Annotated in this window: 18 protein-coding genes; 9 read left to right on the top strand and 9 right to left on the bottom strand. The window is 38.9% G+C overall.

The window, feature by feature from the left end:
- Positions 1-16: 16 nt before the first annotated feature.
- From ED557_10665 to nadC, 7 genes are all read right to left on the bottom strand, one after another.
- Complete coding sequence (locus tag ED557_10665) at positions 17-478, bottom strand: TonB family protein (GenBank protein RNC83165.1); 462 nt, start codon at positions 476-478, stop codon at positions 17-19.
- Positions 479-566: 88 nt separating this feature from the next.
- Entirely contained in the window at positions 567-848 is a 282-nt protein-coding gene (locus ED557_10670) for a hypothetical protein (protein ID RNC83166.1), read from the bottom strand.
- Between the two features lie 160 nt (positions 849-1,008).
- Positions 1,009-1,821, bottom strand: a complete 813-nt coding sequence (locus tag ED557_10675; protein RNC83167.1) for a hypothetical protein — start codon at positions 1,819-1,821, stop codon at positions 1,009-1,011.
- A gap of 47 nt (positions 1,822-1,868) precedes the next feature.
- Positions 1,869-2,408 (bottom strand): hypothetical protein, encoded by a 540-nt coding sequence (locus tag ED557_10680; protein RNC83168.1) that lies wholly within the window; start codon positions 2,406-2,408, stop codon positions 1,869-1,871.
- Between the two features lie 60 nt (positions 2,409-2,468).
- Positions 2,469-3,002: a hypothetical protein gene (locus ED557_10685; protein RNC83169.1), complete on the bottom strand. Its 534-nt coding sequence runs from the start codon at positions 3,000-3,002 to the stop codon at positions 2,469-2,471.
- A 109-nt stretch (positions 3,003-3,111) separates the two neighbouring features.
- Entirely contained in the window at positions 3,112-4,221 is a 1,110-nt protein-coding gene (gene nadA / locus ED557_10690) for a quinolinate synthase NadA (GenBank protein ID RNC83170.1), read from the bottom strand.
- A 9-nt stretch (positions 4,222-4,230) separates the two neighbouring features.
- Positions 4,231-5,064, bottom strand: a complete 834-nt coding sequence (nadC, locus tag ED557_10695; protein ID RNC83171.1) for a carboxylating nicotinate-nucleotide diphosphorylase — start codon at positions 5,062-5,064, stop codon at positions 4,231-4,233.
- 76 nt (positions 5,065-5,140) lie between these two features.
- On the opposite strand from nadC, the gene ED557_10700 reads away from it, so the two are divergent.
- From ED557_10700 to ED557_10725, 6 genes are all read left to right on the top strand, one after another.
- Positions 5,141-6,304 (top strand): aminotransferase class V-fold PLP-dependent enzyme, encoded by a 1,164-nt coding sequence (locus tag ED557_10700; protein RNC83172.1) that lies wholly within the window; start codon positions 5,141-5,143, stop codon positions 6,302-6,304.
- Positions 6,305-6,317: 13 nt separating this feature from the next.
- Positions 6,318-6,956: a hypothetical protein gene (locus ED557_10705; protein ID RNC83173.1), complete on the top strand. Its 639-nt coding sequence runs from the start codon at positions 6,318-6,320 to the stop codon at positions 6,954-6,956.
- A gap of 123 nt (positions 6,957-7,079) precedes the next feature.
- Positions 7,080-7,850, top strand: a complete 771-nt coding sequence (locus ED557_10710) for a DUF3667 domain-containing protein (GenBank protein RNC83174.1) — start codon at positions 7,080-7,082, stop codon at positions 7,848-7,850.
- The gene (locus tag ED557_10715) at positions 7,847-8,389 is read left to right on the top strand and encodes a gamma carbonic anhydrase family protein (protein ID RNC83175.1); all 543 of its coding nucleotides are present in this window, start codon (positions 7,847-7,849) and stop codon (positions 8,387-8,389) included. The genes ED557_10710 and ED557_10715 overlap by 4 nt, the downstream gene beginning before the upstream one ends.
- An 81-nt stretch (positions 8,390-8,470) precedes the next feature.
- Positions 8,471-9,619, top strand: coding sequence for a radical SAM family heme chaperone HemW (gene hemW / locus ED557_10720; GenBank protein RNC83176.1), 1,149 nt, complete (start codon positions 8,471-8,473; stop codon positions 9,617-9,619).
- A gap of 57 nt (positions 9,620-9,676) precedes the next feature.
- Positions 9,677-10,657, top strand: a complete 981-nt coding sequence (locus tag ED557_10725; protein RNC83177.1) for a hypothetical protein — start codon at positions 9,677-9,679, stop codon at positions 10,655-10,657.
- A gap of 121 nt (positions 10,658-10,778) precedes the next feature.
- Here the strand turns inward: ED557_10725 and ED557_10730 are convergent, their stop codons facing one another.
- The gene (locus ED557_10730) at positions 10,779-12,515 is read right to left on the bottom strand and encodes a T9SS C-terminal target domain-containing protein (GenBank protein ID RNC83178.1); all 1,737 of its coding nucleotides are present in this window, start codon (positions 12,513-12,515) and stop codon (positions 10,779-10,781) included.
- A 93-nt stretch (positions 12,516-12,608) separates the two neighbouring features.
- On the opposite strand from ED557_10730, the gene ED557_10735 reads away from it, so the two are divergent.
- A complete protein-coding gene (locus ED557_10735; protein ID RNC83179.1) occupies positions 12,609-13,571 on the top strand; it encodes a rhodanese-related sulfurtransferase in 963 nt (320 codons plus the stop codon).
- Positions 13,486-14,445, top strand: a complete 960-nt coding sequence (locus tag ED557_10740) for an RluA family pseudouridine synthase (protein ID RNC83180.1) — start codon at positions 13,486-13,488, stop codon at positions 14,443-14,445. The genes ED557_10735 and ED557_10740 overlap by 86 nt, the downstream gene beginning before the upstream one ends.
- Before the next feature lie 42 nt (positions 14,446-14,487).
- Here the strand turns inward: ED557_10740 and ED557_10745 are convergent, their stop codons facing one another.
- Positions 14,488-15,279: an alpha/beta hydrolase gene (locus ED557_10745; GenBank protein ID RNC83414.1), complete on the bottom strand. Its 792-nt coding sequence runs from the start codon at positions 15,277-15,279 to the stop codon at positions 14,488-14,490.
- Between the two features lie 96 nt (positions 15,280-15,375).
- Here ED557_10745 and ED557_10750 point away from each other — a divergent pair, with 96 nt between their 5' ends.
- A complete protein-coding gene (locus ED557_10750; GenBank protein ID RNC83415.1) occupies positions 15,376-15,876 on the top strand; it encodes a helix-hairpin-helix domain-containing protein in 501 nt (166 codons plus the stop codon).
- The last annotated feature ends 175 nt before the right edge of the window (positions 15,877-16,051 follow it).

A 16,051-nucleotide genomic window follows, 5' to 3' on the forward strand; every position in this document is an offset into this window, starting at 1 on the left:
GTTATTTCTCGCTTTACTATTTGAATTCTATAGGGAAAGTTAAAACCATGGCAACAGCCTTACCATTATATTTTGCCGGATAAACATAAGCTTTCTCGACTGCTTGAATTGCTTTTTTATCACATTCCTCATGAATACCTCTTCGAAGTTGTGGAGCTTTTACAGTCCCGTCAGAATCCAAAATTACTGCGACGGCTACTTTTCCACGAACGGGACAAATGAATCCATTTAACACTTTTTTGACAACGGTTTGCTGCAGTAAAGGTTGAATGAGTTTCGGACCTTCAAAATCAGAGTCACTTGGATTGACTAGAATAAGATTTGGATCAGGCGCTTGTGCATCTAAATCCGTAGTTATATAAGAACCAACTACACCATTAAAATCTGGTTTTGAATAAGTAGTTGGTTCAACCATTGGTCGAGAAGTAGAAGCACAACTTCCTAAAACAAAAAAAGATATAATAAAAAGGTTTTTCATAAGTGTTTATAATGCCCAGTATTTAGATGGCGAGTCTGAGGTTTAAATTAAGGCTCCGAACCACGTTCGATTCCACTTGAAACACTTGTTATGTTCTGTTAGCTACCTCTGTAATCATTCGAACAAGTTTTTGTGCTTCTTCTTTAGTTAACTTAATCGGTGTCATACTGGCAGCTAATTTTGCGTTTTCTGATAACTCAATACCAATATGCTTTGAGCCATTTTTGGCCTCAACTACATGGGTGCGTATTACAGATTTAGCAATTCCTTTGGTTTGAATTATTTCTTCACTTGAAGTATGAATAATGGAGCCCCCTAGCATTCTACCTTTTCCTTTCTTAGAAAACATAGACCAAAAAACGAATGCCATGAAACAAGCAACGAAGATTATTGGAAGAAAATTTAATAGATCATTCATGACTTTTGAATTGTTTAGAGAACATAAAGACCCGGTATTTTAAGCGGGACGGATATATTTATGATTTTAGTTTAAGCCTTAAGATGCTTGTTATGTGTTAATTATGTTACGATTAATTCTCTGAATTCCATTTTTGTAATGATGCATTAACTTTTAAATCACCTTCAAGAAAACCACCAAGTTTAATTTTTTTATTGTTGATTAATAATATATAGATCAAGATAGTTCTTGCGCCGTATCGACCAACCTCTTGTTCTAAAGTTATTTCTGATATATCCTTTTTCGAAATATGTTTTAACCGAAATGGATATTTAAGTGTGAAGTGATCGTTTTTTATTATCAATTCTTGGACCTCAAATAAAAGAGCAAAAGGACAAAGAAGAGCGAACCCGAGAATTATAAATCTTGCCCAAAGATCATCACCGTTACTTGGTAAAAAAAGCCCAAAGCCCAACATCATTAAACCAAACACAATCATCAAATACGTTATGAATTTTGATCTATGAAAATGATTAAGCCCATCTGCCGAAAATAAGTCTGGACGTTTTTTACGTATGGTTTCAATTAAAAAATGAAAGTTTTCAAGCTGATTCGGTAAGTACAATTTTTCATTTTGGTTGGTTCGAATTTCAAGCCGAGACATTAACCTATTGTGATAAATACTAACGATGCTTTGAAAATTAATTTTCCTGTCTGTGAATAAATGCTTTTCGCGTTTTATGTTTTTTGGTGTAATAATGATTTTCGTAGATGTTTCAATAGCCATCCAAATACTAAATGAGGCGAAGGCAAATAGTATTAAACCAATTAGAAACTCTTGAAATACGGCTATTGATCCACCAAATAAAAATAACAATGAACCTAAGTACATCCAGAAACGAGTGATACCAGCAAAACGATAAATGATATAGGGTTGGTTTTTCAATTGGAAGATAAATTACTTACAAATACCGACTCAGCTTGAAAGACTTGTTATTTGTTTGATTTAAAGTTGTAAATCAGTTTAGTAAGTGTCTCAGTTTCTTTATTCAAAATTGTAGAATCGAATTCCTCCCCAAAACAAAAGATATCATCGTGACTAAAAAGTAAGATCCAATTCAGTGATTGATCCCAAACTAATACATCATGAGCGAAGAATAGGTTTTCAGAGAATTTTATAATCATTTTCCAAGTCATTATAAATCCTGAATCGGGCTGTGAAACCCAAAATACTTGACGGTCGAAAGGAATTCCTCTTTGATACAACCATTTCTTGGTTTTCTCTTTATTGGCAAATTTCAGTTCTGAGTGCTTCTTGAAATACTTCTTAATGTTTGCGATTGAATGGAATTGTTTTTGGGTTCTTTCAACATTCCATAAGTATTGAGAAGCATTATTGTTAAGAGGAATAATTTGATCTAAAAACTCTGTTGAAATTAGTCCGTTGGCATCTTCAAACATCCATTTCAAAGAATGAGATTCTAATGAGGTTGAAAACTCAAATAAATTATTAAGCGTTATTTTTTTATCCATCAATTGATTTAGAAAAGCACATAACGACCCGGCTTAAAATGTTTGTTATATCATCGCTTGCTAGTTTAGGTTTAAACTGGTTTTGCCAAGCTTATTTAATTCAGAATCTAGTTTATCCAATCTATAAAAATTAGTGACTAGCTCCCATAAAAATGGATTATCGTATCTGAAATATAATTCATCATCAATAAGCTTTGCATTGGTCAGGTCTTTGAAAAATAATTTTCTTAAGACAACCTTCTCAGTATTACGGTCAACAATTAAAACTCTTGTATATGTAGGTGTTGCAAAAAACCAAATTCCGTCGTCAAGTGTATTGTAGCCGGTTAGTACAACAAAATATTTTTCATTGAAAGAGGTGTATTGATAACGTTCTGAAAGACTGGGATAGATATCTTTCATTCTTTTTGCAATGCCAGTAGATTGTATTGCTTCGGATAAATCATCTTGATCTGGATTCTGATAAGACCATTCTGAAAGTGTAATAGCATCCTTATCCAATTTTTCAAAGCCTGACTCCAAAACCAATTTTAAAACCAAGTAGCCAACCCCAATTAAAGCTAAGGTAGCAAGTATGATTTTATAGTATTCCATGGATTAGTTGGTAAAACGCCAACGTGTTTAAGTTCTGGATCTATATAAGATTTTATTCAGTCTCGAAACTAGTATGCACTGAACTCAATTTAGTGTCCGATCGGTGATGCTAACTAAGCTGAAGCATCCTCTCTAAAGAAAGAACCGCATTTTTAGTTACTTCTTCAGAGACCGTAATGTGGTTTACTACTTCACCTTGTTCCAGTTTTTCGAGGCTCCATAATAGATGTGGAAGATCAATCCGGTTCATGGTCAGGCACGGGCACATGAAAGGATTCAGAGAAACAATCTCTTTGTCAGGATGCTCATCAATAATCCGGTTTACCAGGTTCATCTCTGTACCAATGGCCCACTTTGTTCCAGCGGGAGCATTCTTGATGGTATCGATAATGTAATTTGTTGAACCGGCATAGTCGGATGCCTGAACTACATCGAAGGTGCATTCAGGATGGACAATAATGTTTATCTCAGGATCTTTTTTTCTCAAATTCTCGACATGCTGCACATTAAACTTCTCGTGTACCGAGCAGTGGCCTTTCCAAAGAATCACCTTAACATCTTCCCATTCACCCTCATACTCAAAACTTTGAGTGAGAGGAGCATAAACGGCCATGTGTTCCAACGGTATTCCTAAATCATAAGCAGTATTTCTCCCAAGGTGCTGGTCGGGTAAGAAAAGGATGCGTTCTTTTTGAGTGAAAGCCCACTCCAACATTTTTTTCACATTTCCGGAGGTCACGCATGCGCCTCCATGTTTTCCCACAAATCCTTTAATGGCTGCTGTGGAATTCACATAGGTAAGAGGAAGGATAGTATCTCCCCAGATAGCTTGCATTTTCTCCCAGCCCTTTTCGGTTTGGTCAATATCAGCCATATCGGCCATAGAACAGCCGGCGCGTAGGTCAGGTAAAATTACCTTCTGATTTTGCTTGGTAAGCATATCTGCCGTTTCGGCCATGAAGTGTACTCCACAGAAAACGATATACTCGGCATCTGGCATATCTGCACAGATTTGAGCGAGTTTTAGGGAGTCGCCGCGGGCGTCAGCAAATTGAATGACCTCATCCTTTTGATAATGATGGCCCGGGATAAATAGTCGAGATCCGAAATTGTTTTTTATCTCTCTAACACGTTGTTCCATTTCCTGCACAGAAAGCGTGGAATATCTCTCAGGAAGGGAAACATCGGATTCAATTTCTAAAATATCTAATACGTCCATAACTCAAAGTTACGAGTGTAAATTAAAACTTATATCAAGCGCTTTTACAGAATGGGTTAATGCCCCAACTGATATTACATGTGCCCCACAACCTTTGTAGGTGCTAATATTTTCAGAGGTAATGCCCCCGGAAATCTCGACGATAATTGAATCCGGGATAATGCCTACCATTTCTTTCACTTCTTCAGGACTTCTGTTATCCAACATAATAACGTCTGCTCCATGTTCAACAGCCTCTAACACTTGTGCCTTAGATTCCGTTTCTACTTCGATCTTAATCATGTGCCCTACATTAGACTGGGCCTTTGCAATAGCTTCCTTTATGCCACCAGCTGCTTTAATATGATTATCCTTGATCATAATACCATCATCCAGCCGGAAACGATGGTTTTTACCGCCCCCACAAGATACGGCATATTTCTGAAGAACTCTCAATCCGGGTAGAGTTTTGCGAGTATCAACAACTGATATGGAAGGGTCGTCAAGTTTGGCAACTAGCTCCGCTGTTTGTGTAGCAATTCCGCTCATATGTTGAACCAGGTTCAGAATAACCCGCTCTCCTGAGAGCAAGGTTTTTACGCTACCCTGAACCGTTGCAATTTCCTCTCCCTTTGAAACAGCATCACCATCTTTTTTCTTAAAGTCGATAGAAACTAGTTCACCCAACTGGTTATAGGTTTCTTGAACTACATCCAGGCCAGCTAATACACCATCCGCTTTAGCGGTAAAAATCCCGGTAGCTTTTTCTTTTGATTCAAAAATAGCATTTGTAGTCAGATCTCCCATTCCAAGATCTTCTGACAATGCATTAGCTATTATTTTTGTGAGTGCAACGGGATTCATTATCTGTTTAAGCGGAACTTTTTGGTATTTTTAAGGGCTCAGAAGATAGAATTTTTAAATAAGAAGAGCGATAACGATGATCTACCTGGATTATGCTGCTACTACCCCAATAAGTGAAAAGGCTATGGAGGTCTATTCTTCAGTAGCTCAAAGGTACTTTGGTAATGCAAGCAGCCTGCATGAAGCGGGTTCGTCGGCTCTTCAGATTAAGGAAGCATCAGCTCGTGCAATTGCACAATCATTAGGCGCAGATGCAAAGGCGATCCATTTTACTTCCGGTGCTACGGAGTCCAGTTTCCTTGCAATAAGAGCCTTACTTGATGGCTTATCACCATCAAAAAATCACATCATTACAAGCACTATTGAACACGCTTCTATTATTGATGTGTTCCGGAAACTGGAGGAAGAGGGGTACTCAGTCAGCTGGCTTAAAGTGAATGAGCAAGGTGAGGTTAGCCTGGAAGATTTAAAAAGTATCATAACAAAAGAAACAGCATTGGTCTCCATCCAACATGTTAATTCAGAGATAGGAACCATTCAGCCTATTAAAGAGATTGGAGCTTTTCTGAAGGAAAAGGAGATTCTGTTTCACTCTGATATGGTTCAAAGCTATGGCAAACTACCTCTTGATGTGAAAGCTCTTCCTATTGATGCTCTTTCAATTTCAGCACATAAGATATATGGCCCTAAGGGTATTGGTGCAGTTTGGATAAATCCTGAAGTAGAATGGAAACCTTATTTTTATGATCCCGACGATAGGCCGAAGCTTAAGAAAGGAACCGATAATGTACCTGCAATGGCGGCATTTGCAGCAGCAGCAAAAGAGACTATTTCAGAAGCAGAAAAAGAATTTGAGCGTGTTTCCAAGTTTAAGAAGCAATTTACTCAAGCCTTAAAAGGCCTCGACTATGAGTTTGTTGAAGAAGGGGACCCGGGTAAATCTTCTCCCTATATATTAGGGGCTCGTTTTCCTGGTATTGAAGGACAGTTTCTGATGTTGGAGTGTGATCAGGCAGGAATTGCGATCTCTACTGGTAGTGCTTGTCAGGTGGGAAGTGAAAAGCCAAACAGGACTATGAAGGGAATTGGTAGAACCGATGAAGAAGCACGGCAATTTGTACGATTTTCGTTTGGCAAGAATGTAAAAGAAGAACAACTGGGTGAGATAATTGGCAAAATTGATACTATCTTATCCCGTCATTTTAGTAAAGTGAGAAAGAAAACAGCTAGTGAAGCTTAACAAGAATTAAGACATGAAGAAAAATCTAATAACCCTGTTACTCTTAAGTGCGTGTCTGGTAGGTACAGCATGCCAGAATCAAAGCCAAACTCAATCAAATTCACAAACAGCTCAAAGTACAAATACTTCAGCACAGGCATTAAGTCAGGTACAACAAGATCGAAATATTGATGCCAAGGTAACTTTGGTAAAGTATAGTGATTACCAATGTCCGGCCTGTAAATACTTTCACAATTATGAGCACCAATTAAAGGAAGATTTTGGTGATGATATCAATATTGTTGTAAAGCATTTTCCTTTAAGTATTCACCCATACGCTCATGTTGCAGCAAGATCGGTTGAGGCGGCCCGAAAGCAAGGTAAATACCAGGAAATGCACGACATGATATTTGAAGGGCAGGAGCAGTGGTCGCAAGGTAATGCAGAATCAATTTTTATTGGCTATGCACAGGCAATTGGACTGAACGTGGAGCAATTCCAGCAGGATATGAACTCGGCAGATATGAACCGGATTGTAATGGCTGACAGAAGAGAAGGTAGAGATTTACAGGTTTCTTCTACTCCTACATTCTTTATTAATGGAGATGAGATTGAGAACAATCCTCCTACCTATGAAGGCTTTAAGGCTATCGTAGATAGGTATATGAACTAAAGAATATTCATTAAAGAATAAGAAGTAAGAATGGGTTGAATGGATGCCTTCTGAGTTCTTTACTCTTACATCCCTTTAAAAAGGTTTCGGTGGTTTGCATCGAAACCTTTTTTATTTTTAGGGATGAAAGAAAAACCGGAGGCAGCTAAATCGGGGTCTTGTCTAAACTGTGGTACACATGTAGATGGCAATTACTGCTCCAATTGTGGTCAGAAGTTCCAACCCACAAAATTACCCCTTCGACTTTTTATTAGAGATGCTGTTGAGACACTCTTCAATGTAGATAACCGTTGGCTGAGGACACTTAAGGATCTTTTTCTTAAACCAGGGAAGGTTACCAAGGAATATATTGATGGAAAGAGAGCTCAATATCTTCCACCTCTTCGGATATATCTTTCTATAAGCATCGTCTATTTTCTCCTTATTCAAATTACCGATAGTAAGGAGGTATTTTTTATTGACTTTTCAGGAGATGATCAGGATGGAATGTCAGCGATGGGTACGGTAATTCAATACGCCCTATTTCTTTTGGTTCCGGTATTTGCCTGGATTACCCAGTTATTTCACTTAAAGAGAAAAGCCTTTTACGTGGAATACCTCATCTTCTCTTTACACATACATACAGTATGGTTTGTATTCTTAATGATTGAGTTATTTACCGTTTGGTTGGGAGGAAACTTTGACGAAAACTGGGTTCCCACCTTAGCATTAATTTTAAGTATTCCAGCTCAGGCCTTAACCTATATTTTTCTCGTTATCTACACAAAAAAGACCTTTGAGCAGAAATGGGTAACAGCTGTTTTTAAATCTCTTGGGATAATGATTTTTTATATGTTTGCCTTAGTCCTGGTTACAGCGGCCTATATATTTTTGATTATACCTTTATTCGAATGATAAAAGACTTTTTAGGAAAATCACCTCAGATACATAAAACTGCATTCGTAGTTGAAAGCGCGGACATTATTGGAGATGTGCAGATTGGAGAGCAGAGCAGCGTTTGGTTCAATGTCACTATCAGAGGAGACGTAAACTGGATCAAAATCGGAGATCGCACCAATGTACAGGACAATGTATGCATCCATGTGATGAACCAGACAGGCCCTACCCTAATAGGCGACGAAGTAACCATTGGACATGGGGCTGTTGTACATGGTTGCACGGTCAATGATCGTGTGTTGATAGGGATAAACGCTACCATATTAGATAAAGCCGTAATTGAATCGGATGTGATCGTCGCAGCGGGTACCTTAGTTCCGCCAAATAAAACACTGCAAAGCGGCTTTTTATATATGGGATCACCAGCAAAACCCGTACGAAAACTTTCAGAAGAAGAAATAGCATCAATAAAAAAGTATTCTCAGAACTATATAAAATATAGCCGGGCTTTTCAGGGGAAGGATGAATATGAAAGCAATCCGTTTTACAAGCAGTAATCAATTTTTCAATTATCAATTTACAATGTGAACGCCTTGCATTGATAATTGTAAATTGAACCATTGAGAATTGAAAAATTGATGAGCGGTCTTTATATCCATATCCCTTTTTGTAAACAAGCGTGCTCGTACTGTGATTTTTATTTCGTAACCCGCCAGGAGAATAAAGAGGCTTTTGTCGAGAAACTCATACGTGAGATTGAATCAAGGCAGGGTACTCAGTATGCAGATGAGGTAGTGCAAACCGTGTATCTTGGCGGGGGTACTCCCTCGTTACTTTCAGCCCAACAAATTGAGCGCATACTGATAGCTATTCATGAAACTTTTCGGACAGAGCTTAAAGAGCTTACTCTTGAACTGAATCCGGATGACGCAACTCATGATTACCTGCGTGAATTGAAATCCATAGGCATCAACAGATTGAGTATGGGTGTCCAAACTTTCGATGCGTCTTTGCTGAAGTTTATGAATCGAGCTCATACAAGGGATGAGGCCTTACAAAGCCTGGAAATGCTCAGCAAGACCGGATTCGATGTTTTTTCCGTGGATTTGATTTACGGAAATCCTGGTCAGACTTTAAAAGCTCTTGAGCAGGATATCCAAACTCTCTTAGATTTTAAGCCCCCACATATTTCTGCTTACTCATTAACTATTGAGCCTAAAACAAGGCTGGGGAAACAGTATGAATTAGGAAGGTTGATACCCGCCGAAGAGGAAGAAGTAGCACAACATTTCGATCTTGTAGGGGATTTATTACTTAAAGAGGGTATTCATCAATATGAGGTTAGCAACTTCTCCAAGCCTGGACTTGAGGCATTACATAATTCCTCATACTGGAGTCATCAGAACTATTTAGGCTTTGGACCGGGAGCACATTCATTTTGGAGAAATAACAAAACCGGAAAGGCTGAAAGATGGAGTAACGAAAAGAATTTAATTTCTTACTTGAATAACTCTTGGAAAAAACAAAATGAATTAGAAGAGCTTGGGCAACAGGAATTGTTTGAAGAGAGAATAATGCTTGGGCTTAGAACAATTAAAGGTATCTCCAGAAGCGAACTGGAAATTAACTATGGAATAGCGCTGAATAGAAAACAAGAGGAGTATATTATTCAAAAAGAAAAAGAGGGGCTTTTTGAGATAGAAAAGGACGAAATCAAACCAACAAAAAGAGGGTTGAGGATATCAGACGCATTGATTCTGGATCTAATTACATTGACAGAGAAATAACATCAAAATCGTGCGATTACATTTTTTGAAAAGTAGTGGATTTGTATTTTCTGACCTATGGTTTCCTCACTCCAACAACTACTCGCATCATCCATAAATTATTCAGCTCTGGAACCACCTGCAGAGCTCAGCCTACAACAGGCGTTGCGAGGATTTGTAGATTTTTCCTATTCGAAGTATTCCTGGATGCTATCAAGTTTTGTGATGCCAATAGAGGAGCTTTCATTAATGGCTACATTCGCAGATAAGAAAGACCAGCTCAAAGGCCCCCTTGAGCTATGTATTTCAGGCCTCGAAGCACATACATTATTTGAGTTCAAGCATGGTATAAACAGGATTGAAAAGGAAACCATGAATGTACACTCCGGATACCCTGGAGAGGTTCGTACTAATATTCTTGAGCTAAAGCTCCCAGCAGAGAGTGTAGCGAACATGAACCCAGAAGAGTTAGTAAAAGCACTTGAAGCAGCTGTGAGTAGTTTTGCTGAATCCAGACTACTTCCTCATAGGGTGTTTTTTGAGGTGCCTGGCGATGAATTTGATGCAGACATCACCAAAAAAATTACTAAGGTTATTGCAGTACACAATAAGTCGATTATGAAAAGGAAAGTGAATAACTACCTTTTTTCCGGGTTAAAAATAAAGTGTTCCGGCACGAATGTTCCCTCTGAAAAGTATTTAGCAGATGTGATTTTATTTGCCCGGGATGCAAATGTGGCGATAAAATTTTCGGGAATAGATAACGCTCTTTTCCCGACCTATAATTATTCTTTACAATCGAAGGTTCATGGTATGTTGAATATTTTGCTGGCTTCAATCCTTTCCTATACCCAGGATCTAAATCTTGAAGAAACCACGGCTATTCTTGAGGATAAGAACCCCGAGCACTTTGCAATTAAAGAAGGCTATTTGGCCTGGAAATCCTTTGCTGCTCCTTTGGCCGAAATCAAGATGTTACGGATGCTTTCTATCACCTCATTCAATATTTCTTCTTTTACCCCAATAGTCGAAGGATTAAAAGAGCTTTCTATTGATTAGTCTTTTTAGATATTCTGGACTGTAGAGAGCCACAAAACCACTGAATAACTAAGCGCTAGTGTTTTGAGCTTTTGTGGCAAAAAAGTTACCTCATTCAAGCTTATTCATCGTTAGACTCTCATTATTTCAGGAGGGTCATTGTTTTGGAAATGCTTCCGGCGTCACTTACCAATCGATAAAAATATACTCCAGACGAAAGTTGAGAAGCATCAAATAAGAAATTATGAGTACCCTGGTTTAGGTTTCCATCAAACAAGGTTTGTATTTCCCTGCCCATATAATCATAAACTTTTAGCGTAACCCTTTCGGCTTGAGGAGTAGTCACCCGGATGTTAGTATTTGGATTGAAAGGGTTCGGGTAGTTTTGACTAAGTTCAATAGCGCCAGGGATTTCACTTGTGTCGATACCCGAAGAGATATAATCAGAGATTGAAAAGGTAAAAGTTTGGGGGGAAACCTGATCCGTATTTACAACGACAATGCCCACCTTCTCAATGGTATTCCAGTCGAAGTCTGTATTTACTTCAACAGTATTATTAGCAGTAGGGGCGGTTACATAATATGGTTCAACAGTATTATCCGAATTACTGTAAATCAAAAGCCCAATCTGGATGTCAGAGGACGATACATTCAAATTTAATCGAAGTTTTCCTTCAGAGTCAGTATTTGGGTTTAGTAAAAAGTACTTGGCTGAGAATCGTGCATTTTGAAACTCGTTACTTAGCTCAGTAAACAATCCGTTAAAGGTTTGAGTAAGGGTTGGCCCCGGGTAATTACTGGCTTCATCAAAACCAAAGCCGCTGGCTGTATGACTTGGGCCGGAAGCAAAATGCCACATATAAGATTCTAACACTGATTCCAGGTAACTCTCTCCCATGCTTACAAGTTCTTGATCTACAGCAGTTAGTAAGGGCAAAGAAACATTGTTTTCAATTCGGCTCCAAACATCGGTCCAAAATAGCTCGCCATACTTTTCATGAAAGTAAAGTGACCACGTAATATCCTCATAAGAACCTGGAATAAGAGTAGTAGAAGCACTACTAAAGAGATCACTTCCAAAACCTGAAATATAATTGTAGTAGTCGTTTACCTGGTCATAAACGACCTCTTCCAATAATGTAGCGTCCATTTCAACCCATCGATCCGAATCGCCACTCCAGCCCGTCTGAGTAAATTGTATGGAATGCTTAAACTCGTGAGCCATTGTTACTTTTATCGCTCCTTTCTGATCTCCTTCAGGGTCATCGTTTGGAGGAAATCCAACGAAATCATTTTCAATTTCAATTACCGTACCCCCGGGATCTGAAGCACTGGTACGGGTTAGTCCATAAGCGCCTAAATCTCTGATAAATACCTTATAGCTGCTTCCATTAGGGATAGGATCAGTAAATCCGAGCGTCTCAATTTCATGTTCATAGGAAAAGTCAGCTGCTTCAGCTACCCACTCTACATAATCGGGTATCGAGTTATCATTATTATCAGCAGGAGGAACAGCGTCGCTTCCAACCACTTCATAGTTAATTTCAAATTTTCCGGATTCAGAAATATATGTTGCTGCCGATTGCAAAGAAGTACTTCCGATAGTTTGTTCAAAATCATTAAGCGTTTCAGCAGAAAGAGAGCCTTTATTCTTATGCACAAACACGTTTAGCGGAGTAATGCATTTCAACAGCGTTCTTTGTGCTTGAGCTTCTCTATAAACCTCAAGCTGTTTAGAAACCGCCTCATCAGCAGTAATCTTACCGGAGTAATATTCTTCCAGCATTTCGAGATGGTGATTATGAGTTTCTTGAGCAGTAGCTGAAAAAGCGAAAAATACTGCAACTAAAAGTGTGCTGGCTTTTAACATGGTGCGCATCAATTATGAACCCCTCTTTTTCAATGATTTTCCTTAAATTTGATGTTTCTTTTAACGGAAAAAAAAGCAACATCGTGTAATCTATTTCTAAAGATGTACCAGGTTATTCTTTATTACAATTTTAGTCAAATCGATAGTCCCGATACATTTAGTGCTCAGCATAAGAAATTCTGCAAAGAATTGGGACTCAAAGGCCGAATTTATATTTCTTCGGAAGGGATAAACGGAACGGCTGCTGGCACAAAAGACCAAATCGAAGCCTACAAAAATTACCTGTGGTCTTTACCAGGTTTTGAGAATACTGAATTCAAGGAAGATGAAAGCGAATATATTCCTTTTGCAAAGCTGATTTGCAAAGTAAGAGAGGAGATAGTTTCTCTTCATATGGATGGGGTTGATCCTGTAAGAGGGGGGGCTCATTTACAGCCTGCAGAGTGGAGACAGGTTATGGAATCAGGAGATGACTATGTGATGATTGATGTTCGGAACAATTATGAATCTAAAGTGGGGCATTTTAAAGGAGCAATTACCCCTGATCTGGACAATTTCTATGATTTCCCGGACTGGCTGGCTGGCGCTGAGATCCCAAAGGATAAAAAGGTGCTTATGTATTGCACAGGGGGTATCCGTTGCGAGAAATTCTCAGTCCTGATGAAGGAGCAAGGTTGGGAAGATGTGAATCAGCTTCATGGAGGTATTCTCAACTACGCTAAAGAAGAGGATGGGGCTCATTTTGAGGGAAAATGCTTTGTTTTTGATGACCGCCTGATTATTCCGGTAAACCCTAATGACCTGGCACCAATAGCACATTGCGAAATCACAGGTAAACCTGCCGATACCTATGTGAACTGTGCGAATATGGAGTGTAACAAGCTCTTTGTTTGCTCTGAGGAAGGAGCCCACATCATGGAGGGTTGCTGCAGTGAAGAGTGCAAGAAAAGTGAATATAAAAGGCCTTTCGATCCTGAAAATGCCTTTAAACCTTTCCGAAAATGGTACAACTACTTTGGAGACGATTTTAAGCAAAGAACTCTTCAGGACGAAGAACCAGCTTAGTAGGAAAGTTCGCTTAGTTGAGCCCTATCCAATTACGCATGAGTTTGGGGTAGATACCGAGTTTGTAGGCACCTCGTTACTTCACCTCATGACCACCAAATTTCCATTTTACCCAGCTAAGGAATGGAAACAGCGAATAAGTTCAGGGAGGGTTTGGGTTCAAGAACAGAAAAACGATCCGGATCATATTCTTTTAGAAACAGATATGATCTACCATCATAATCCTAAAGTAATAGAGCCTTCAATTCCCGATGAAATCGAAATTCTAGAGGAGACAGAAGATTATCTGATTGTGTTTAAACCGGCGCCCATGCCTATGCATCCGGGGGGCAGATATTTCAAGAACAGTCTTTCCGAAATTTTAAAGAAAATGGGATATGAGGATTTAAGAATCACTCATCGCCTGGATGCGGTTACCTCAGGTATCGTGCTTTTTGCAAAATCAAAAGGCTTTGCAAAAAAAGTAATGCAATGCTTCTCGGAGGGAAAAGTTGCAAAGGGATATTTGGCACAAGTGAGCGGTACTCCAAAAGAAAAGACCATCACTATTGATACGCCTATTAGAAGGAAACAGGGCTTTGTTTTTGAAACAGGCTATGATCTTGAAGGCTCTAAAGAAGCCGTAACTCATTTCGAAGTGATTTCTAAGGATGAGGATTCAGCCGTTATTAAATGCATACCAGAAACTGGTCGAACCCATCAAATACGATTACATTTAGCTGAATGGGGTTATCCCATCATTGATGATCCTATTTATGGAAAGGATGGCGATGAGAGCAGTACTACTACTCAGAATTTGGGGATTAGCCTGGTGAGTACAGGGCTGAGAATTGAAGAATTAGATGTTATCTACGAATTAAAAATTCAAAATTAAAGATGATGACTCTCATTTTTCATCTTTAATTTTTCATTTCTTTTACGCTTCAAAAAAAGCAGTAGCAATTGAAGCAAACTGCTTGGGCTTATCCAGGAACGCATAATGCCCGGCATCTTCAATAACTACCAGAGCTGCATTTTCAACACCTTTTTCAATCCTTTCTGCCTGATAGATGGGAGTGGCGTCATCATTTCTTCCCCAAAGTAGAAGGGTTTCATGAGAGATCTCAGGCAGGTAATCTTCCAGGTATTCATTAACTGATTTTACGAAGGTTTCTCTCATTACCCCAGAAAGCTTGGAATAATCACTTGACCCAAGGCTTTTCCATACACCCGTACCTCTAAGCCAACCCAAAGCTTTTTCTCGAAGCGGATTTGGTAGAATCATAAAAGGAGCTTTCAGGGTTTTGGCGGTGTACTTCCTGAAGTAATACTGCCAGGAGCGTTGGGGCTTCATACCAGCTCCACCAGTTATCAATACTTTTTGGATGATTTGCTTTCCTTTTGGACGGGTAAGGAGCTTGAGCATAATTCTTCCCCCAAAAGAGTGCACTAATACATCTATATGATCATCAGGGAGTTTTTCGATGAAAGCCTGAACAGCATCGGCATAATCATCTATTGCCCAGGCTTCTGATGGGTCATTAGATTCTCCGAACCCTGGCAGATCCAACACATAACAAGACCGAATTGAAGCAAGGCTTTTGGCAATGGGCATCATTGCCCGCCGACTGCTTCCCCATCCATGGAGAATAAGTAAAGCTTTGCCCTGGCCCTCTACCTCAAAGGCGATACGCTGATCATTATATGTGAAATAATGCGTTTTGCTCATAGGAGTATCCGCCCAAACATCCCATTTCCTTCCAAGGAAAACAAGTTGACAAAGAATGAAATTATATTCTAATTGAGCAAGCAATATCTTGCTCTTATGGATAAAGATAAATTTAGACGATCCTGGTTTTTTTGGGTTGATAAGCTAAATATCACTCATACTGAGAGAGTTACTGTTTCTTCCCTCATCCTTGTGATAGTACTTCTGTCAGTTATTCAAATACTTATTAAGGAAAAAGTTGTTCCTCCCCCTGAGAATCATGCTCAAATTCTGGAGGAGTTCGAACGGAAAACCGCATTAATAGGTCAGAAAGAAGCTGGTCAGTTGGAAAAATACTCCCCTTCCGACTCTTTAATTATTGCACAACAATTATCAGGAATAGAGATAAAGTTAGCATCTATAAACTTAAATACTGCAACTCTACAAGAATTAGAAAGCCTTCCGGGAATAGGAAAAAGCTACGCACAAAGAATAATTGAATACCGGGAAACTAATGGACCATTTACTTCCGTTGAGGAGTTGGTAAACGTAAAAGGGATTGGAGATAAAACCCTTGAAAAGATTAAACCTTTTCTGATAATAGAAAATGATAATTAATGATACAGCTGGGCAAATAGTTACTATTTTCATGTGATTTTGAGATAAGATATCCACAGAAAGCCCCGTTTAGTCATTCCGTGGCGTATGCCCGGAATCTAGATTCCTGCCTTCGTAGGAATGACTTTAAAACCACGGTAACTGTATTAAACAGATTTTATCCCGAACTCACTTT

The organism is Balneola sp., assembly GCA_003712055.1.
Taxonomy (GTDB): Bacteria; Bacteroidota; Rhodothermia; order Balneolales; family Balneolaceae; genus RHLJ01.